This is a genomic window from Pilosibacter rotomagensis (assembly GCF_045062245.2).
In the GTDB taxonomy this organism is placed as follows: domain Bacteria; phylum Bacillota; class Clostridia; order Lachnospirales; family Lachnospiraceae; genus Pilosibacter.
The window spans coordinates 2,220,257-2,241,000 of record NZ_CM170323.1; the positions used below are offsets into that span (position 1 = coordinate 2,220,257).

A 20,744-nucleotide genomic window follows, 5' to 3' on the forward strand; every position below is an offset into this window, starting at 1 on the left:
TTCCAGAGCGGCGCGCGTTGGCAAAGAACGTCGATACAACTATAAATTTTCCAGATCGAAGCCGCCTTTGATAATAAAGGAGCGTAAAAACTGATCTGTTTTCATATTTACTTTCGGAGGAATCAGCCTGCATTTTTCTTTTTTCTCAAAAAATGCCTTTGCTTTCGACTTATCCACCGTCTTTTTCAGCTCATCAAACCGACCGAACTCCCGGATGTTTTTTTCATTCAGTCCCAGCTTCATCAGATTTCGCAGTTTTTCTTCGTCCAGTCCAAAGATTTCCGCACACCGGTGAATCTGGTCATTCTTTGCGCGATACTGATATTCCGTGATATAATCCCGCAGAGTCTTTCCCGGTTCCGGGATCACATCCCCGCGTTCAGTATCATGCAGAAAAATGTTGGCATACTTTTGTTCTTCCTGCGTCAGGGTCGCAAATGTCTTATGCAGCTCCGCCTTTGCCTGCTCGATCAGTTCTCCTGGTGTCCCCTGCTGCCGGATCATCTTTAAATACTTAACAAAACGGCTGTTCATATAGTCTGCATCGATCACTCCGGTGTCAATTTCAACCAGATATCCGGACAGATCATACATCATGTCCTCATGACCGCCCGGTTCATCTGATGCAGAAGAGGCCAGCTCTTTATAGCGCTGCGCAAGAGTCAGAAAGTCGTTCTCATCGAATGACATGATCACATGATCTCCTGTCTTTCTGCCCGCTTCATCACAAAATTCATACTCTTTCTTTGTCCATTGGAAGCCCTGAACTTTTGCCGCTTCCAGATAACTGTTAAAATCCCGGAACAAAAGCGCAAATTTCGCTCTCACCGGTTTCTCATCCGGAAGTTTTGCAAAATCCGCAGCTCCCGCATTCGTAAATAATTCTGAAATTTCTCCGTACACGTCATTCAGCTTTTTCAGATTATGGGGCAGTTTTTCTGCAAACAAACCGATCGGTTTATCCCCGGAATACAATTTTACTGCACGAAGGACATTCTGCTCCATCGTATGTGGTTTCCGGTAATAGCGGATGATCCCAAACGGCTTGTCCGGTCCGAACAGACGGTTTGTGCGTGAGAATGCCTGGATAATATTCTCATATTCCAGCACCTTATCCAGATAAAGTGTATTCACCCATTTTGAGTCAAATCCCGTCAGCATCTGGTCGACAACGATCAGAAGATCCAACTGTTTTTCCGGCGTTTTCTCTATGTATTTATACTGTTCCTTATGTGCAAGGCGGGAGGAAAGATCTTTTTTAAAGGCCGCGTGGGAAGCGATACCAAACTCCTGACCGTATCTCGCATTATAATCCTTTAAGATCTCGATCAGTCCATCTTCCTTCTCAAGTGCACTGCTCCCATCATTGTCAATACTGGCATCAAACAGACAGGTAGTCTTTAAATCCGGCATCTCCTTTTTGATCAGACGATAATACCGGATGGATTCCGGAATGCTGCTCGTCGCAAAAATTGTATGAAATTTTCCATTATGACTCAACGTGATCCAGTTTTCTTTCATGTCCTTTACTACCTGGTTCTGATGTTCCTCTGATCGATACTGGCTGTTTGGAAGGTAATCTTCGATCCCGCGGATCCATTTTCCGTCTTCTCCTTCATACCCTGCCATCCGGATTTTTGAGGGATCCAGATAATCATAAAAAATTTTTGCTTTTTCCGGATCCGAAACAGCCTCTGCCTCTGTGTCAGCCTTTACCTGATCCAGGGCAACCACTTTGCGGACATCGCGGTCGCGGAATGTCAGAACTTTATACGGATCAAACCCCAGTACATTTTTATCCCGGATCCCGTCGGCAATGCTGTACCGGTGCAGCTCATTTCCAAAGACATCGGTCTGTGCATTCCGTTTCTTTGCATTTTCCTCAAAGACAGGTGTTCCTGTAAAACCAAAGAAAATCGCACGCGGAAATGTCTCCTTGATCACTGCCAGCATCTCACCAAACGTGGATCTGTGCGCCTCATCGACGATAAAGACAATTCGCTTCCGACCGATGATCTCCATATCGTGAGCATTCCGTCCGCCTTCTTCATCGCGGATATTGCTCATTTTCTGGATGGAAGTGACGATCAGGGTATCTTTTACCTCGTCGCTCTTTAATTTTGATAACAGCACATAGGTATTCTCCGTCGCCTGTACCGACTCATTCGCATCGGCAAATGCACGATATTCTTTTAAGGACTGCGTGCCAAGTTCGATCCGGTCCGTCAGAAATACGACTTTATCTGCATCACCCGAATTTGCGATCAGCTGTGCAGACTTAAAGGATGTCATCGTCTTTCCGGATCCCGTGGTGTGCCAGATATATCCTCCGCGCTGCTTTCCGCTGTCCCATTTTGTCTTTGAGACAACATCGGAAATCGCATTCGCCGCATAGTACTGATAGCTCCGCATGACCTTCAAAATCCCATCCGCATCATCTGCAACCGTATAAAAACCAATCAGCTGATGAGCCATCGGGATCGAGAGCAATGACGATGCGATCAGCTTCCAGTCGTTGATCGGTTCATTGTTGAAATCAGCCCAATGAAAATAATAATCCGGATTGAATCTTCCATCCGGTCCCGGATTTGCGAAATATAAGCTCTCATCCGGATTCATCGCGACAAATACCTGCACAAGGGAAAACAATCCCGTGAATACACCCTCATGTGCGTATTTTTCAATCTGATTGCATGCCTGGCTCACCGGAACACCGCTGCGTTTTAATTCGATATGGATCACAGGCATCCCGTTGATCAGAAGAAGCAGATCTCCCCGTCTGTCATTCAACAGTCTGGATTTTCCACGGAATACCGGCTGTTCTACGATCTGATACCGGCTCTGTCCCGCTGCGATCTCCAGACGGTCATAAATTTTCAGGCTGATCTCTTTACCAAAATGTACTTTATCCTCCGGATTGTCACGTTTTATGGATACTGTTTTCCCGTTGATAAATCCGTTCAGCTTTAATGGTGTCCGCAGTTCCGTGATCTGCTCGATGATCTGCTGCATTTCCCCATCTGTCAATGGACAGTCTCCCAGCCGGTCAATCCCACGGTTATTGTCAAAAAGGATTTTTGCCCAGTTTTTTAACAGATCATCCTCGGTCGGATACTTTAAGATCTGATCCTCCCATCCCTTTGTAGTCAGAATCTGGATCAGGGCATTCTCAAAATCTGATTCTCGTTGAAACATCATCGTTTTTTGCCTCCTTTTTGCGTGTGTTTGGTCGGGAAAACAGGGATTTGGGGGATGGGGAGTGGGACTTACGCTGATGAAGGGTGATAAGGTGGTCGAGGTGCTCCAAATATGTTGCAATTTTTTCCTGTTCCAGTTGAGAAGGCGGCATAACAATCTCACTTTTCAATATATTGTCATTGTATAAATGCTTCACGGTAGAGCCTTCAATCAACCACTTTATTACTTGATAAGATACCTTAAGAAACTTTTTGTTAATGCTCCCATCTGTCTTGAGCCATACAACATTTGAATCTTGAAAATACTCATCTTTTCCTGTATATTCTGCTGTTCTTCCAATACTACCAACTACCGAAATTAAAGTATCTCCCACCTCTGGATAAGGATATAACCTGCGAAATTCTTCGTAAACTTCTCTTGAAATATACGAGTCAGGTTCTAATCCAATAGTTCCATTTTTATAAAAAGGAATGTCTCCTTGTTCAGATATTTGTTCTTTAAAAATACGTTTACAGGTTTGAACACTTCCAAGTTCCCCCAACTTACGCTGTTCCCAAGCATCCGTCTTTTTCGTCCATTTTCCTGTCTTTTACTGCCCGGAATGATGCCTGATCTGATCCCGCGCCATCATTAAGGCGTATCCAAGCAGATTTTGACCACGCCACTGGGCCGGATCGAGCCGTTTTGGATCATCCATCGCAAGCCCGATCCCCCAGATCCGGTCTTTGACAGCACATTCTGCTAGAATCGCATCCCCGGTATTCAATAATTGTTCACAAAGTTCCGAATTTTGTGAAAATTTTTTGATCAATCCTTCATATACCACCATCTGCCGGATTCCACTCCAGATCAAATCCTCATATCCGGCTACCATCCGCCCGAGTTCCTTGATCCTCGCAGCGTCCTCCGTTGCAAGGATCTTCTCCGCAATCTCATGATCCTGAAACCACACGGCTTTTCGGTACATCATAAACTGCTCCATCGATGTGAAGCAGATTCCGTCCACAACAAATTTTGATGGATACCAGTTGCTGAAAGCTCCATACTCCTCATCCGGATTGTGAAAGCCTATCACACGCATCAGACCCGCCCCACTTTCCGGACTGCAAGCTCCAGTTCCAGATCGTGCAGTCCATAGTATGCTTTTTCAAGAAAATCCAGAGGGATCTTCTTCACTAACTCCGCACTCGGAATATTGTAATACCACTGATAATACGCATAAAATTCACCGATCCAGTCCGGCATAAATCCACCGATCGACTTTCCCGGCTTCATCCGGTACTGTTCTGTCTCCGTAAAATAATCCCAGAGTTCTCTGGCATCCATGGTATTGACATATGCCTTCGCCTCGTCGATACTCTTTCGTGTTTTACTGGACATATACGCCTTAATAAAATCTCCTGTATCTTTGTCTGGAAACGACTGTGCAACAAGATCAAACAGTTTTCCTTGATTTTCCACTACATCTTCCAGATATGCATCGGAATATGCCCTCATATCCATCACCTCTCAAGCAGCGTACTAAATACGTTTGTTACCGTATTTGCATCCGAATTTACCAGATCCCGCATCTTTTTTCGTGCCATAATATCTCTTGCGTTATATCGGTCATTGAATTCTGTGTACTCGACGGTTTCCAGCTCATCTTTTAATTCATGCAGTCCGGCATATGCCCGCTCTGTCTTGATACAGTACTGGATTCCGAGACCGCCGAGGGATAACAGTTCTTCCAGAATATCAACATCGATATTGTCACGCACAAACTCTTTCGCGATGTAAAAGTAGGACGCATTCGCTCGCCAGCCTTTGATCACGTCGTACGTTTCCGTGTCAATTCCATATGTCGATTCATCCCTTTCTCTCACTCCCAGTAAGAGTGCAGACTGCTGTGTCCAGTATACCATACGAGCGAAAATATTCCAAATAAAAAGAATATGCCTCGACACATTCCAAAGGAACTTCCTACAAAAAAGCTCCCCCGGACCGCCAGAATCTCTCTGCAGTCCGAAGGAGCTTTTTCATTTTCTGCTACTTCATATGTTCTTCGTTCTCGTCATCTTTCTTCACCCTGTGCAGCATGATCGCACCGAATGCGGAGAGGATCATGAGAACCGCCCATATCCAGGTATGGGTGGAATCCCCGGTTTTCGGGTTATCCCTGTCATCATGATCCGGCTCTGTGCCGGATTCTGTCACGGTTTCCGCCGTGGTAGTTTCTTCGATATTGGTTTCGGTCTCCGAAGAGGTTGTTTCCGTCCGGCTTTCCAAAGTCTCATCCGGTGAGGTCGTACCTGCCGGATCTGTCTCTGTCACAGTCTCCGTTGACTGCCCGGTCGGCATCTTCGGAGGACGTTTCGTCGGATCCGTCTCCTCAGGGTCATCGGAATCATGATGCCACGGTCTCGTCGGAGTGACAGGTGTTGTCGGATCAGACGGACTTGTCGGTGTCGTCGGCTGTGTCGGAACCGTCGGATCTTCATTTTTCCGGTTCTCAAACGCAGCTTCCGCCGTATCTCCCGCCGGGATCGTTCCGGATGTTCCGGTCGCTGTAACCGTATATCCGTCCCGCAAAGCGTCATCTGCCTCGGTCACTGTGTAGGAAAATCCTGCCGGGATCTCCTCAAACCGGTACTCTTCCCCGTCCTTTAAGGAAATCTCTGAAACTCCGTTCTCGAAATTCCCATCCGTGAATGTTGCAGCATCGATTCCCGTCTGTGATACACCTGACAGTGTGATCGTGAACAGGAATTTCCTGTTCCGCTCTCCGCGGTTTCCGGATACCGTTTTTTTCACGGCAAGACCGCCGCGGGCCACATTGGTGATCCTGCCGCCGTTTTCGGCACGATCATCGGAAGAGTAAACAGTGTCATATCCATTTACCGGATCCTCGGTTACCCAGTAGGTATATGCCCGTCCATCCGCATCATAGGATGGAAGATCCTCGTAGGTATATGTCCAGAGATCACCGTTCTTGACAAGCACCGGCGCCACTCCGTCAACCGTTTCCTGTGACGTTTCTGCCGTCTTCCGGCACAATCTGACCATGATCTGTTCCGGTCTCTGTGACGTTCCGGCGTCAGTCCAGACCTTATCAAACACAAAGGTGTGCTCTCCGATTTTCGTATTGATGATCGTATCACGGTCTCCCGCATAAAGCGCATTGCTTCCCGTGTAGACCGCATGGTAACCTGTCACCGGCTCCTCAGTCACACGGTACTGATACTTCTCTCCTGCTATGGAATAAAGGTCGAGTCCGTCAAAACGGTAGGTCCATTGATCCGGATCCGTCGTCTGGTCCCATGTCAGGGACACAGTCGAACCGTCCGCATCGATGTCCACTTTTTTCCATGCATTCGAATCGGTACTGCGCTCCAGGATCAGACCGACTGTACCCGGACGCAGACCATCCGCATTCTTCTCATCCTTCCAGACCTTTGTGCCTGAAACAGATGTCAGCGGAATGTTGTAGATCGTCTGCTTCCATGTTCCGTCCGCCGCAGCTTCCACTGCGCCGTACTCTGCGCGGTATCCTGTCGCAGCCGGATCATTTACTTCTTTCGCATAGTAGCTGTAAACATCACCATCAGCGGAAGTTTCCGGAAGATCCTTCCACTCCGCCTCAAAGTGATTTGCCTCGTTCAGCTGGACCGTTGTTCCATCCACCGGTTCCTCCGTTTCGTTCTCTCCGGCTTTCCGGTATTTCCTGTGGAGACTCACGGTGACCTCAGCGGCACTCGGACTCGGTCCAACCCATTTTTTCGTCACTTTGAAGGAATTTTTCTTTGCGTTTACAAAGGTAAACAGGGATGCAGTCTGTCTGGTTCCGGCTGGATCAAATTCTGTATCCGTGATCGTCCTTTCCGTCTGTGCTATCTGGACGAACCCATCCGGCACGACTTCGATGACACGGTAAGAGATTGCCTTTCCGACCCGGAATGCCGGAAGATTCGTGATCTTAAACTTCCAGGAATCAAACTCCCAGTATGCTCCGTTGCCGGACGCATCCGCTGTTCCATCCATCGCATACGTCTTTGTCCCGACATCTGCCCACTTGTCCTCGTGGAGCTGATGATCTTCGTTGTCTTCTGCAACCTGGTGCTGGAGTTTCAGGGTGATCGGAGCATTTTCTGTTCCTCCCCACGTTTTCTCTACATAGAGAGTGATCTTCTTGGCCCCGTCATCCGGATCCGGATTCGTTTTCAGCGTGTTTGTCACCGTCGTTGAATCCGCCTGATCATTGTAGCTGACCTGGTAATCCGTTCCGCCTGTGAAGGTTCCTCCGTCATCAATCCAGGTCGATCCATCCCACCCGGTCAGTGGAAGTTCCCGCATCCGGTACTCGCACTCACCCGGGAGACCGGAGATCGATGTGCTCCAGCCATTACTCTCCGAAAGTGTCACAATGACCGGATTTCCACTGATCGTAAAGAGCTTCCAGTCTTCGTTTTCTCCTGCCCGGAAGAACAGGATCATCTGTGTCTGTACCGATCTCGTTCCGTAGGCATTGTCATTGTCACTCCATACCTTGGAAACTGAGAAGTCCTTCAGGTTTGTCCGGTTTGTGATCGTACTCGTTCCGGATGTCACCGTATCTGTGACAGACTGTAAAAGACCGTTTCCGGTAATCAGATAACTGCCGTCTGCCTGTCTGGTCACTGTCTGCGTAGCTGTGTCCGGTGTCTCACCGGGAACTTTATAGCTCACACCTGTCTCCACATACCGGTAATGCAGATAAACCAGTGTGCCATTTTCTTTCATGGCCGCCGGGAGCTTTACCGTTTTCCCGTTTTTCCATACAGCAGCATTGATCTTTCCTGTAAGTGACGGTGCCGCGATCCGCTCGCTCCAGTCCGCCGATGGATTTCCTTCATTGGCATTGAGGATCGCTGATCTCGCGTTTTCATCCGTAAACAGAGCATCCGCATCCATCCAGGAAGCGCTTCCGGCATCAAACGAAGCATCACTGGATGTCGCCGCCTGCAGCTTAAAGGAGGCTGTCAGATCATATCCGAGATAGTCGTTCGTCACAGTTTTTCCTGCCTTGTCCGTCCACTGCTTCGTGAATTTTGCAGTCGTCTGTAAGGAATTCGTGATCTCTGCTGTCTGGGACGGATTTCCCGTGCTGCCAAACTGGACACTGCCGTTTCCTGACGCCTGATAAGCCGCTGGTTTTTCCTCGCTGACGCGGTAGATCCACGGCATCCCGTTCGGCGCGTAACGGTCGAGTCCGCTCCAGATGTACTTCCACTGGTTGATCACAGACTTATCTTCCGTCGGCGTACTGTCCGTCACCGTTGTCCAGTCGATCGCATTCGACTGTCCAGGCTGTGCATCCGCTTTTCGCTCCAGTGTAAGCTCCAGCGTATCCGGTCTTGTCCCGAATTGAGCGTTGAAGTCAGCCCAGTTTTTTGTTAAGACAAGCTGTACCTTGTCCTTTCCATCCTCCTGAGGCGTGTTCCATTTCCGGTTTGCAAACGTTGCTGCTGCCGGAATTTCTGTGTTTCCTGCACTGCTGCGTCCGAAAAGTCCTGAGATCACCTGTCCGACTTTTGCCGCCAGAGACTCTGTGGTCATCCCATTTCCGCCTGACGCATTGGAGGCGGTCGCTGTTACATGCTCCACCTTGGTCCCTGCGTTCGAGGCAGTCGCAACCTGGTCAAAGGAAGTATAATCCCCCTTTACTGCCCAGGTGTCAAAGCCTTCCAGGAATCCGTCCTTGAGCTCCGTCACCGTGTACAGATAGTCCGTTCCGTTCGGCGCATAAAGATCCAAATTGTCGAAGACACATTCCAGGGAAACCGGGGATCCCGCATGCGCCCCGGCAGCCTCATAGGCAGCCTGAACCTCCGCGGAAGAAAGGATCTTCACCTGTTTCGCAAACCCTGTATCCTCCACGACCTTCGGTGTTCCATCCGCATAGGATGTATAGGATCTTGTCAGCTCAAACTTCACGGCCGGGAATGTCACCTCATCCCCATTTTGGGAAAGTTTCATGAGTTTCCGGACCTTCAGTTTTCCCTTCGGACCCTCGTAGGTATTCGTGATCACGTGGGAAGCTGTCGTGCTGCCGTCGTCATCTCTGACATAGAGCCCCATTCCTCCGACTGCTGCGTCTGCAGCCCCGACAAGCAACTCCTTTCCGTCGGCACCTTTCACACTCTTCTCTCGCAAAACGTAGGTATATCTCTCTCCGTTTTCATCGTAACGCGGGAGTTTCTCCCCGTTTCCCGGAGTCTGGTCTTCAGAAACCGGAACAGTTTCTCCTGTGTTTCCGTCAGCAGCAAGCTGATACACATATTTTCCGATTCTGCTGATCTCGATCGGATAGGAACCGTCTGCGTTTTTTGTGATGGTTGTCCAGTCTTTGACGGTCAATTCTGAAATATTCGCCCGATCAGGGACTCTATCCGGCCCCGGAGTTCCAAGATATTGGTCAAGCACAAATGTGATCTCCGGATAGTCTTTTGCCGGATAATTGTTTGGCAGGCTCTTATAGCTCTTGGATCCGAGAATTCTCGCATCTTTTAAGAGTGAGTTGATGATCGTTCCTTCCTCGACAACCGCATATTTTCCGGCATACTCCGGAAGTCCGGTTCTGCCGCTCTGATCGATCGGATTTAATACTACCCGAATATCATCCGGACTATACGGCGCATAGCTTTCATCTCCCGGTTTTCCGACTCCTCCTGATGTTCCGATGATATCGGTCTTGTCCGGGTTGCTGGCGCTGGCAACCGCATACTGCGCGATCGCATAATCGAGCGCATTGGAATCTACCTCCGTCCGCTCGAACGCATAATAATAGATCTCGTATCCTTGTGCATTGTACTTTGGAAGATTCCTGATTGTTGCAGTCCAATGCTGTTCATCTGAATCCTGATCGGTCTTGACCCACCGGTAATCCTTTACCACGACATCAGACGGGCTCAGTTTCTCTTTCAGCTTTCCGTCTGCATCCGCTTCACGTTTTAAGATCGTCAGATAAATATCCGGGCGGGTATTCTGTTCTCTGGAATATGCATCATTCCATTGTTTTTTCCAATGAACCGTCTTGACTCCGGAAAGGCTGTTGCTAACGGTGACAACCTGACGGTCATTGCTCGTAACCTCCTGATTTTCCGGTGCATCCAGCGCAACCGTATATGTTTCCGAAGTGGTCCGGAGATATGTACTCCAGAGATCCCACAAATTGGATTTTTTCGCACCGGTAACAGGATTCTGAGCCGGGATTGCCTCAAGGATCGACTTTACATCTGAAACCTTCTGGTATACCGGAGTTTCCTCTTCCGTTCCCTTTGTCACCCACGCTTCCTTTACCTGATACCGGATAACCTGCCCTTTTGCATTGTACTTTGGAACCCCATAAAATGCATAGTGGTCACTTCTTATCACAGAACCGTCATTCTGACGGCTCTTCAGCGACATCGTCTGGACAGATTTTGCCGATTCCCGGCGATCTGAGTCGTAGATCGTTTCGACGTTGTGTCCATCCACCAGGATCGTATCTCCCTCATTTCCCGCCTTTCTCGTGATCTGCCCACCGGAAGCGGTTCCGGCCGGATCATCAAAGTCAATATACATGGACAGTTCCAGCGGAGCATCTGTATGCTGGGCATTGTATGTATCCAGTGCGTTTTTCATTGCATCTCGGAGCGCACCGCTTCCATCATTCCAGCGTTTTTCCACATCAATATCAATTTGAGCGATACGGCGGTTCTTCACAACAAATACTGGATCATTTCCAATCTTTGTCTTTTTATAGGAGACTTCATAGCGGTGGTGCTTCAGGTCCACACTCCCGTAAGCTCCGTCGTAATCGGAAACACTTGAGATCCGTGGGTTTGTCACTGTAAACTGCGTCTCTTCCCCACCCGTTCCGTAAATCTCTGTTTCCAGAATGTAGACATCATCTGCATGGACTGCTCCCAGATCCACATAGGTATACCAGATAGATCCCGGTCCGAGGATGACAAGTGATCCCACCGGTTCCCCGGTTCCCTTCTGGTATGCCTGCACCGCAACATTTCTCCGGTGCTGGATATCTCCGTCATCCAGCCATTCTTTCATGACGAGGATGCGGTTATTATTTCCTGTTCCCACCGCATTTGTCAGCGTACTTCTATAATCCAGGTTTCCGTTGACCTTTTCCGTCCGGATGTCCGCTGCGTGATATCCATCCGGCTCTTCCTCAATCAGCATATATTCATACTGATGTCCGGAACGGTCAAATTCCGGAAGACCGTAGATCCGCACATGACTCCATGCAGACGAGTCCGCCTGTTCCGGCACACAGATCCCGATATTTTCACTGCCCTCATCGGTCGGAAAATCCGTGATCTTCCCGCCGTTTTCGGTCACTTCAAATGTCAGGTAAGCATTTCCCGCTATCATATCTGCAACCGATGTTCCGCTGTAGAAACGATACAGGCGGAATTTCAAGGTTGCGCCCGCGGGTGGATTTCCCACCCAGTTCTTGACAACATCGTAGTCGACCGTATCCTTGATCCGGTTTACGATCACCGTTCTGTTTTCCGCATCGGAAGCACTTGCAGTCTCACAGATCGACTCATATGCCACCTGGCGGCCATTCTGAGTGAGGGTAAACGTTCCGTTTTCAGAGCCTTCCGGATATTCGATCTCCCGTCTGATTCCATTCTGGGTGATCTCCCGCTCCACAAAGCGGTACTCCAGCTCATTTCCGTAAATATCATATTTCGGCATGGTTCTGCTTCCGCTTCTGGTGACATTGACCGCATTGAAACCGTCCAGTGACAGCTCCTCTCCCGGAACTTCCGTCCACGCTCCGGCAGGCGTCACCGTATTTCCATTCGGGTCTTTCTGCTCTTTGATCCTGGACTGCAGTCCAAACGTTACCTTTACGTCCTGGAGGTTTTCCTGGAATGCGGCCGCTTCCCATGTTTTGGATACTGGCACTGTGACAGTATCGATTTTACGGTTATAGAGCGTTCCTCCATCGTAGAGATAAATGTTATTGACATCTGCACGTTTCCCGTCTTTGTTTTCCGTGCTTACCCTCGTTCCGTCTCCCTTGATAAATACGTCGTCATAATAACCAGTCTGGTCATTGTACGCTCCGAACAGCTGTTCATAGCCTCTGCTGTCATCATTTGTGAAATATTCTTTTGTAACATACGCATAAGCATATCCGTCCGTATCATACTTCGGAAGTGTCTTTTCACCATTTTCCCCATAGCCGAACCGAATCTCCTGGGTATTATTTTCCGGATGTCGGTCCAGAGGCTGGCTCATTGTCTTTCCGTCTTCCCCATACACCGGAGCTGCTTTCGTGTAGTCTTCATGTCTTTGCGGATAACGCCAGAGTTCAAACTCTCCCTCTGGTCTCTCGTCCTCCGAGACATCCGTACGATTTTCCGCCCAGATCTTTGTCGCCTCGTATCCTCTCGTTCCGGTAAGTGTCAGAACCAGGGTTCCTCCGCTGTAAAGCCTGTCGGTCCGCTCCTGATATCCCACAGTTGCAGAGTTGTCGTAGGAGATCTGGATATAGTCTCCCTCTTCCATGCCATCCACACGGAAACGGTTTAACGGGTTTCCGTTCTCGTCGGTATCTCCGGCCCACTCGATCGTATACACAAATGGATTCCCATCCAGGTTATACCGCCAGCCCATATCGATCACATATTCTCCGTCACCTTTTGCATTCCTGTCTCCGATCAGTTTCAGAGTTCCGTTCTCCAAAAGGTCGTCAATCCTTACGACTTCTACCGGATTTTCACTCACCTGACCTCCGGAAGTCACTTGATAAATGCACAGTTTAAAGTATCTTGCCGCTTCATCCTTTGTGATATCGTAATAATCGGTATATCCCTGGCGGATATCCGTCTTCAATATGACGGTCCTGCGGATCAGATAGTACCATCCGCACTGATCAACGGTCCCCTCATACTCACCAATATTGTCGTCATTGATTTCCTTCCGTTCATATCCGTCAACGGCAGGCTGCGACCATTTCCAGAGTACCCGGTATTCGCTTCCGTTTTTCACAACCGTGCTCGGAAGATTGCTGTATGAAATCTGCCAGGTGCTGTTCCCTTCATTTTTTGTGATTGCAGGCTGCGGCATTTCTGTCAGTCCGACACCCGCAAGAGATGCCCCCGGCTCCAGTTTTGTTCCGTCGCCGTCTCCCCAGTCCGCATCCTGCGCAACCAATTTATAGGAGAGTTCCGGCATGATTTCCGAAGGCCGGATTCCTTCATCGTTATTTCCGTTGTCGATCCAGAATACCGTCTGCGGACCGAGCACAGCCTGTCTCCGGAGAACGTTCACACCCCCTCCGGCAGCTCTCGAAATCCGGATCACAGCCTCTGCGTCTGCTCCGCCTTCCGCACCGGCGCGGAGCGTGATGCTTCCCTTTAACACTTCTGCATCTTCCGTTGCCCGGAGACGTTCTTTTTCATTCCCCGTAAGCAGTTCCAGAATTCCCTGCTTCTCCTGCTTTTTTGCCCAGACCAGACTGTCCGGATCGATCTTCAGCTGAAAATCGACCGTCTTTTTCACAACCGCGATTGAATCGTCATCTCCGGTTTCATCGCTCTCCACAGACTTATCCGCTGTGTCTGAGACCGGAACGATCCGGAACTTCAGTGTATCTCCATCTGCAGAAAACTCTGTCACCTTCATTTCCGAAGAAAGTCCCACGATCTCTGCCAGTTTTTTCCCACTGTCATCTCTGTAAAGTGCATTGCTGGATGTCGCCGCAGCCTTTGGGAAGGAAAGATCTCCATTCAATGTCACGGACGCATGATACGTAAGGCCGGCATCCGGCAGCTTCATTTCAAAGACTGCATCCGGATTTTCGACTCCGTCCACACAAGCGAGTTTCTCCTGCGCAGCACTGACTTCCGGCACTGCAGTTTCCGTCAATTCTACCGCAAGAAAACGGATCGGTACCGTCTCGATACTGATCTTGATCCCATTCTCATCCGTCATGATGTTTTTCGTATTTCCCGATGCAGAGGAATTGGACGCTATGCTCTTCACCGGATCTGAATCTGTATACCGGCTGTCGCTCTTTCCATTGTAGGAAAGGATCACATCTGTCTCTGAATCCACATCGATCGTCTGATCATCTGCTGATTTCGGCATGCAGACTGTAAATTTTTCCTCCAATGTGTGGCTTTCAACTGTTCCCTTCAGGGAGAGAAGCCAGAAATTCCAGTCCCCTTCCGGTTCTTTTTCCAGTGTCCACACATGATCTCCATGTTCATAGGTCAGAACTCCGTCCTCATTCTTCGTGAACTCGACGAATGCCGCTGCCTCCTCCTCTGTCAGGCGGATCTGCAATCCTACATCTTCCACCTGCGCCGGATCAATTTCCACCTTTAGCGTTATCTCGCCATTCTCGCCGGAAGGCACCTCTTTCTTTTGAGGTTTCCAGCCCACTGTTATGGCGGGTTTTTCCGCTGCAAAAACCTGCATCAGCTCATCCACAGGCACAAGCGAAAAAACCATCAGAAATACGAGCAGAAGACTGATCCAGCGTCTGCCCATCTTTTGATAGATCCCCATCTTATTTTCACTCCTTTGCAAAGTATCTGCCTTTCTCTTCCCTTTGCAAAGCTTTTTCATTTCCCCATAGCAACAGGCAGCGTCCTCTTTACAGACATTGCCCGTTTAACTTTTCTTATCATACTCTTTTCGTTTAAAAAAAGTCAACATCTTCTGTATGCCAAGAAGGATTTTTTCCGATATTTTCTTCATTTTTATTCGTATTTTGCAGGTTCTCCGTGAGGCGAAATAAATTCAGTAAACCGCTTTCTATGACTGTCCGCATCTGTGCATACATTTCCGCTGTAAGCAAACAAATGAAAGCAGCCCTCCATGGACCTGCCAGATCCATAGAGGGCTGCTTTATCATCTAAAAAGCCGTATGCCGTTCGTTGCCGGGTTTGTCCGGGAAAAAATAAGCCGCACAGTCCCGTATTTCAGGACCATGCGGCTTATAAACGTCTGTATCGGAATACAAACTTTTATTATTTGCCCATCTGTTTTGCAACTTCCTCAGCGAAGTTCTCTTCCTTCTTCTCAAGACCTTCACCAGTCTCGAAACGAACGAAGCTCTTGAGCTCGATGTTAGCGCCACTCTCTTTTGCAACCTGAGCTACGTACTGAGCTACGGACTGCTTGCCGTCCTCTGCTTTTACGTAAACCTGGTCTAAGAGGCAGATCTCTTTCATCTCTTTGTTGATACGTCCCTGGATCATACCCTGGATAACCTTCTCCGGCTTGGATGCTTCCTTCGGATCGTTCTGGATCTGAGCCATAAGGATGGATTTCTCATGCTCGATGAAGTCTGCGCTTACTTCATTACGGCTTGTGTATTTCGGATTAAGAGCTGCAACCTGCATGCAGACGTTCTTAGCCATCTCTTTAACAGCGTCGTTTACAACGTCTGTCTGAACGTCAAGAAGAACACCGATTCTTCCGCCGGCATGGATATAGGAAGCAACGAAACCGTTCTCCTCTGTAACCTGTTTGAAACGACGGATGCTCATGTTCTCGCCGATGATGGAGATCTGGGAGGAAAGAGCTTCCTTAACAGTAAGGCTCTCGTCTGCTGCCCACTTCTCATCCATGAATGCATCCATATCTGCTGCTGTTGTTGTAAGAGCCTGAGCTGCAACCTGAGCAACGTATGCCTGGAACTTTGCATTCTTTGCAACGAAGTCTGTCTCAGCATTAACCTCAACGATAACAGCTTTCTTCTCGTCTGCTGTCATAGTTGTGTCAACGATACCCTCAGCTGCGATACGTCCAGCCTTCTTCTCTGCGCCTGCAAGTCCTTTTTCTCTTAAGAACTCAACAGCCTTGTCCATGTCGCCGTCTGTAGCTGCAAGAGCCTTCTTGCAGTCCATCATTCCAGCGCCTGTCATTTCTCTTAAATCTTTTACCATTTTAGCTGTAACTGCTGCCATGTTTCATTTCCTCCGAATCATATTAAAGAATCAAAATAAAACGTGTCTTTTCAGAAGAAGGTGCTGCCACTGACAGCACCTTCCGGATTCCTTATAACAACTTAAGCCTCTGCGTTCTCCTCAGCTGCTTCTGCTGCCTCAGCCTCGCCCTGCTTAGCCTCGATGACAGCGTCTGCCATCTTGGAAACGATAAGCTTAACGGCTCTGATAGCATCGTCGTTACCCGGAATTACATAGTCAAGTTCTTCCGGATCGCAGTTTGTATCAGCGATACCGATCAGAGTGATTCCAAGTGTGTGAGCTTCCTGAACACAGATTCTTTCCTTCTTCGGATCTACGATAAAGATAGCGTCCGGGATCTTCTTCATTTCCTTGATACCGCCAAGGTTCTTCTCAAGCTTCTCCCACTCTTTCTTTAACTCGATAACTTCCTTCTTCGGAAGAACGTCGAAAGTTCCGTCCTCAGACATCTTCTCGATTGCTTTTAATCTAGCGATTCTGGACTGGATGGTCTTGAAGTTTGTAAGCATACCGCCAAGCCATCTCTCGTTTACATAGTACATTCCGCAACGCTCAGCCTCAGCCTTGATTGCATCCTGAGCCTGTTTCTTTGTACCAACGAAAAGGATTGTGCCGCCCTCAGCTGCGATATCAGCAACTGCCTTGTAAGCCTCATCAACTTTACCTACAGATTTCTGAAGGTCGATGATGTAGATACCGTTTCTCTCTGTGTAGATGTACGGTGCCATTTTCGGGTTCCATCTTCTTGTCTGGTGACCGAAATGTACGCCGGCTTCCAGAAGCTGTTTCATTGAAATTACGCTCATGTTATTTTCCTCCATTTGGTTATTTACTTCCGCCTGCATCTCACTTCCACAACCACCTGAAAAACTCAGGCACCACTTGCAGAATCCGCAGACGTGCATAATATCAGCTTTTTCACTATATCATAAGTCAATTTCCCCTGCAAGTACTTTTTTATTATTTTTCCAACTTTTTTTGTGTCTTTTTTTGCGTCTCGCGTTACCCAGCGGTGGGCTTCCGGGCTGGTGTGCATGATCCGGGGATCTGGCGAGTTGTGTTGCCTGTTCTTCGCCCTTAGCAGTCTCCCGGGCGCTTAGAGGAACCATCCCCGCATCCCCGGCACACCAGCCCGGAAGCTCACCGCGTACCTTTCGCCAAGACACCTCAAAAGACATTCTCCCTTATTCCACCCAAAAAAGAGGCGCAGCCCTAAATCCCGCCGCACCTCTTTTTACGTCTTCTTCAATTACAACCAAAACCACTTCTATCAGCTATTTCGCATTAACCGCCTTCAACGCCTTCAGCTCATCAAACACCACATCATTCAAAACTTTAATGTATGTTCCCTTCATACCCGAAGACCTCGACTCGATAACACCCGCACTCTCAAACTTCCGGAGCGCATTCACGATAACGGATCTTGTAATACCAACCCGGTCTGCGATCTTGCTGGCAACAAGAATTCCCTCGTTTCCGTCAAGCTCCTCGAAGATATGGGTAATTGCCTCCAGCTCGGAGAACGATAACGTGCTGATCGCAGATTTCACGATCTGTACCTTTCTTGTCTCCTCCGCGTTCTCCTCATTTACAGAACGCATCATCTCAAGGCCGACAACCGTAGTACCGTATTCGCAGAGAATAATATCATCGATATCATACTGCTCGTCGGATTTGTACATAAATAAAGTTCCAAGACGCTCTCCCGCAATATCGATCGGAGCGATGATCGCCTGGTATTTCTTCACGTTCTCCTCAGCGAAACCGAGAGTCGCAAGATTTACATTTTCCTTTGTGGAAAGGACACTTAAGAGGCGTTCGTTAAACATTTTATCGACATAGCCGCCAACTTTGTCCTCAATCAACTCATGGATCTCATCGACACCAGGACAGATGCTTACACCCAGGACTTTTCCTTTCTTGCTGATCACGAGAATGTTCGACAGCAAAATTTCGCTTAAAACTTTACAGATGTCGTTAAATACGACCTTGTGCGAATTGTTGTTGTGGAGCAGTTTGTTTATTTTTCTGGTCTTATCCAATAATTCAACACTCATTTCCGAAAACCTCCTTTACTTTCTGATATCGTACGAATAATATTTGATCGATTAAATTGTAACACGATATTTCCAGAATTTCAAGACTTTTTCGGATAATTAGGATAAATCGAAATAAATTGTCAAGTCCTTATCAATTTTTTGAAGTTCAAACTGTCTGAATTGTATCATTTGTAGCGATAATTATGCAGTTCAGTGCATTTATCGGCAAATTTCACTGTCAGAAGAGACATTTCACCTTTCCACACCAGCTGACCCGATGCCTGCATCTTCTTCCAAACATCCGCCGTATGCAGGTTTGATTCACAGCTCTTACAAGAAACATCCGGCAAATGTGTCTCGCACATCCCGCCAGAGCCTTTTTATCACTGCCGTTCATCCTGTAACCGGCAGCAGATTATTCAGTTGCAGTCTTTTCCTCTTCCTTTTCCTTCATCGGCATCACAAAACCGCACTGCTCATTTGCGCAGACAAGTTTGTTTCCTTTTTCCACCATGTAGCTTCCGCATTCCGGACATTTCTCAGTGGACGGTTTCTGCCAGGACATGAAATCACAGTCCGGGTTGGCCTCACAGCCGTAATACTTTCTGCCTTTTTTCGTCTTCTTGATGATGACTTCTTTTCCGCACTTCGGACACGGGATGCCGGTCTTCTCAAGATACGGCTTCGTATTCCGGCACTCCGGGAATCCCGGACATGCGAGGAACTTACCGTGAGGACCGTACTTGATGACCATCCGTCTTCCGCATACCTCACAGATCTCATCCGATTCCTCATCTGCGATGTGGACCGTCTCAAGCGTTCTCTGGGCCTCATTCACCGCTGCCATGAGATCCGGGTAGAAGTTTCTGACGATCGTCTTCCACGGGGTCAGTCCCTCTCCGACGCTGTCTAACAGGAACTCCAGATTCGCCGTGAAAGCGATATCCACGATGCTCGGGAAGCACTGCTTCATGATCCGGTTGACAACCTCGCCGAGCTCAGTCACATAAATATTTTTATTTTCCTTCACCACATACCGGCGTGCAAGGATCGTTGTGATCGTCGGAGCGTAGGTACTCGGACGTCCGATGCCCTGTTCCTCCATCGCCTTTACAAGCGATGCCTCCGTATAGTGGGCTGGCGGCTGGGTAAAGTGCTGGGCATTTACAAGATCGGCAAGCTCCAGCTCCTCGCCCTTTTCCAGCTTCGAGAGGATCTGATTTTTCTCTTCCTTCTCATCCGCCTCGATATAGACAGACATGAAGCCGTCAAATTTCAGTCTGGACGCTGTCATCGTAAATTCATTTCCGCCCGCCATGATCTTAACAGAGGTCGTCTCATAGACAGCTGCAGACATCCGGCTCGCGGTAAACCGCTTCCAGATCAGCTGGTAAAGACGGAACTGATCTCTCGAAAGAGATTCCTTCACCTTGACAGGTGTCAGAGAAAGATTCGTCGGACGGATCGCCTCGTGCGCATCCTGAATCTTTCCGTTATTCTTCTTTGAATTCTCTCCCGTTGACAGATATGCTTCCCCATAGTTCTCAGCGATGAATTCGCCTGCCATCTTCTCCGCTTCCTCCGCGACACGGGTGGAATCGGTACGCAGGTAAGTGATCAGACCGACCGTGCCGTGTCCTTTCACATCAACGCCCTCATAGAGCTGCTGTGCGAGACGCATCGTCTTCTGGGTGGAGAAGTTTAACGCCTTGGACGCCTCCTGCTGCATGGTACTCGTTGTAAACGGAAGCGGCGGCTTCTTCGTGCGCTCACCGTTCTTGATATCATTTACGATAAATTTCTGTCCCTTTAAGGACTCTAACAGGGCATCCAGCTCGGCACGGCTCCTGATCTCTGTCTTTCCATCCTTATCTTTATGGAAATGGGCCGCTGCCGGCTTCTTTGTCCCCGGTGCTTTCAACATCGCATCGAGACTCCAGTATTCCTCCGGAATAAACGCGGAAATCTCCTCTTCACGGTCACAGATCATTCGGAGTGCCACCGACTGGACACGGCCGGCACTCAGTCCGCGTTTTACCTTTTCCCAGAGGATCGGGCTGATCTTATAGCCCACGATACGGTCCAGGATACGCCGCGTCTGCTGGGCATCCACAAGATTCATATCGATATCTCTCGGTGCCTTTAAGGACGCCTTTACCGCGTTTTTCGTGATCTCATTGAAGCTGATTCGGTATACTTTTTTATCTTTTACCTCATCGAGCTTCAGCGCTTTCATCAAATGCCAGGAAATCGCCTCTCCCTCACGGTCAGGGTCAGTTGCGAGATAGATCTTATCTGCTTTTTTCACTTCTTTCCGGAGTTTCGCAAGGATATCGCCCTTGCCCCGGATCGTGATATATTTCGGTTCATAATCATTTTCCACATCAATTCCGAGCTGGCTCTTCGGAAGATCTCTTACGTGTCCGTTGGACGCGTCCACCTCATATGTGCTTCCCAGGAATTTTTTAATTGTTTTAACCTTTGCAGGAGACTCCACAATCACAAGACTGTTCGCCATATTTTTCACATCCTT

Annotated in this window: 9 protein-coding genes and 1 pseudogene; all 10 read right to left on the minus strand. The window is 48.5% G+C overall.

From position 1 onward, the window contains the following. Positions 1 to 39: 39 nt before the first annotated feature. The 10 genes and pseudogenes from ACI3EW_RS09930 to topA all read right to left on the minus strand — a co-directional run bounded on the left by ACI3EW_RS09930 (position 40) and on the right by topA (position 20,729). Positions 40 to 3,198 (minus strand): type I restriction endonuclease subunit R, encoded by a 3,159-nt coding sequence (locus ACI3EW_RS09930; RefSeq protein ID WP_118529641.1) that lies wholly within the window; start codon positions 3,196 to 3,198, stop codon positions 40 to 42. After that, a pseudogene (locus ACI3EW_RS09935) lies at positions 3,170 to 3,745 on the minus strand (restriction endonuclease subunit S); the annotation flags it as partial. The gene ACI3EW_RS09930 and the pseudogene ACI3EW_RS09935, both read right to left, overlap by 29 nt. A 42-nt stretch (positions 3,746 to 3,787) precedes the next feature. Continuing rightward, positions 3,788 to 4,279 carry a riboflavin biosynthesis intermediates N-glycosidase gene (ybiA, locus tag ACI3EW_RS09940; RefSeq protein WP_118529639.1) on the minus strand — a complete coding sequence of 164 codons (492 nt, stop codon included), beginning with the start codon at positions 4,277 to 4,279 and terminating at the stop codon, positions 3,788 to 3,790. Then, entirely contained in the window at positions 4,279 to 4,695 is a 417-nt protein-coding gene (locus ACI3EW_RS09945; protein ID WP_182426731.1) for a hypothetical protein, read from the minus strand. The genes ybiA and ACI3EW_RS09945 overlap by 1 nt, the downstream gene beginning before the upstream one ends. Positions 4,696 to 4,700: 5 nt before the next feature. Then, on the minus strand, positions 4,701 to 5,102 hold the full coding sequence (locus ACI3EW_RS09950; protein ID WP_243022215.1) for a DUF3990 domain-containing protein: 402 nt from the start codon (positions 5,100 to 5,102) through the stop codon (positions 4,701 to 4,703). A 124-nt stretch (positions 5,103 to 5,226) separates the two neighbouring features. Then, entirely contained in the window at positions 5,227 to 14,745 is a 9,519-nt protein-coding gene (locus tag ACI3EW_RS09955; RefSeq protein WP_485662907.1) for a Cna B-type domain-containing protein, read from the minus strand. Positions 14,746 to 15,209: 464 nt separating this feature from the next. Beyond that, positions 15,210 to 16,151: a translation elongation factor Ts gene (gene tsf, locus ACI3EW_RS09960; protein ID WP_118529635.1), complete on the minus strand. Its 942-nt coding sequence runs from the start codon at positions 16,149 to 16,151 to the stop codon at positions 15,210 to 15,212. Positions 16,152 to 16,252: 101 nt separating this feature from the next. After that, positions 16,253 to 16,978 carry a 30S ribosomal protein S2 gene (rpsB, locus tag ACI3EW_RS09965; protein ID WP_147557269.1) on the minus strand — a complete coding sequence of 242 codons (726 nt, stop codon included), beginning with the start codon at positions 16,976 to 16,978 and terminating at the stop codon, positions 16,253 to 16,255. Between the two features lie 468 nt (positions 16,979 to 17,446). Further along, complete coding sequence (codY, locus tag ACI3EW_RS09970; protein WP_118296924.1) at positions 17,447 to 18,229, minus strand: GTP-sensing pleiotropic transcriptional regulator CodY; 783 nt, start codon at positions 18,227 to 18,229, stop codon at positions 17,447 to 17,449. 397 nt (positions 18,230 to 18,626) lie between these two features. Further along, positions 18,627 to 20,729, minus strand: a complete 2,103-nt coding sequence (gene topA, locus ACI3EW_RS09975) for a type I DNA topoisomerase (protein WP_118529632.1) — start codon at positions 20,727 to 20,729, stop codon at positions 18,627 to 18,629. Between the last annotated feature and the right edge of the window lie 15 nt (positions 20,730 to 20,744).

What these genes read in the sequence shown, in the direction of transcription:
- ACI3EW_RS09930 (WP_118529641.1), bottom strand. Translation starts at nt 3,198, where the DNA reads ATGATGTTTCAACGAGAATCAGATTTTGAGAATGCCCTGATCCAGATT.
- ybiA (WP_118529639.1), bottom strand. Translation starts at nt 4,279, where the DNA reads ATGCGTGTGATAGGCTTTCACAATCCGGATGAGGAGTATGGAGCTTTC.
- ACI3EW_RS09945 (WP_182426731.1), bottom strand. Translation starts at nt 4,695, where the DNA reads ATGAGGGCATATTCCGATGCATATCTGGAAGATGTAGTGGAAAATCAA.
- ACI3EW_RS09950 (WP_243022215.1), bottom strand. Translation starts at nt 5,102, where the DNA reads ATGGTATACTGGACACAGCAGTCTGCACTCTTACTGGGAGTGAGAGAA.
- ACI3EW_RS09955 (WP_485662907.1), bottom strand. Translation starts at nt 14,745, where the DNA reads ATGGGGATCTATCAAAAGATGGGCAGACGCTGGATCAGTCTTCTGCTC.
- tsf (WP_118529635.1), bottom strand. Translation starts at nt 16,151, where the DNA reads ATGGCAGCAGTTACAGCTAAAATGGTAAAAGATTTAAGAGAAATGACA.
- rpsB (WP_147557269.1), bottom strand. Translation starts at nt 16,978, where the DNA reads ATGAGCGTAATTTCAATGAAACAGCTTCTGGAAGCCGGCGTACATTTC.
- codY (WP_118296924.1), bottom strand. Translation starts at nt 18,229, where the DNA reads ATGAGTGTTGAATTATTGGATAAGACCAGAAAAATAAACAAACTGCTC.
- topA (WP_118529632.1), bottom strand. Translation starts at nt 20,729, where the DNA reads ATGGCGAACAGTCTTGTGATTGTGGAGTCTCCTGCAAAGGTTAAAACA.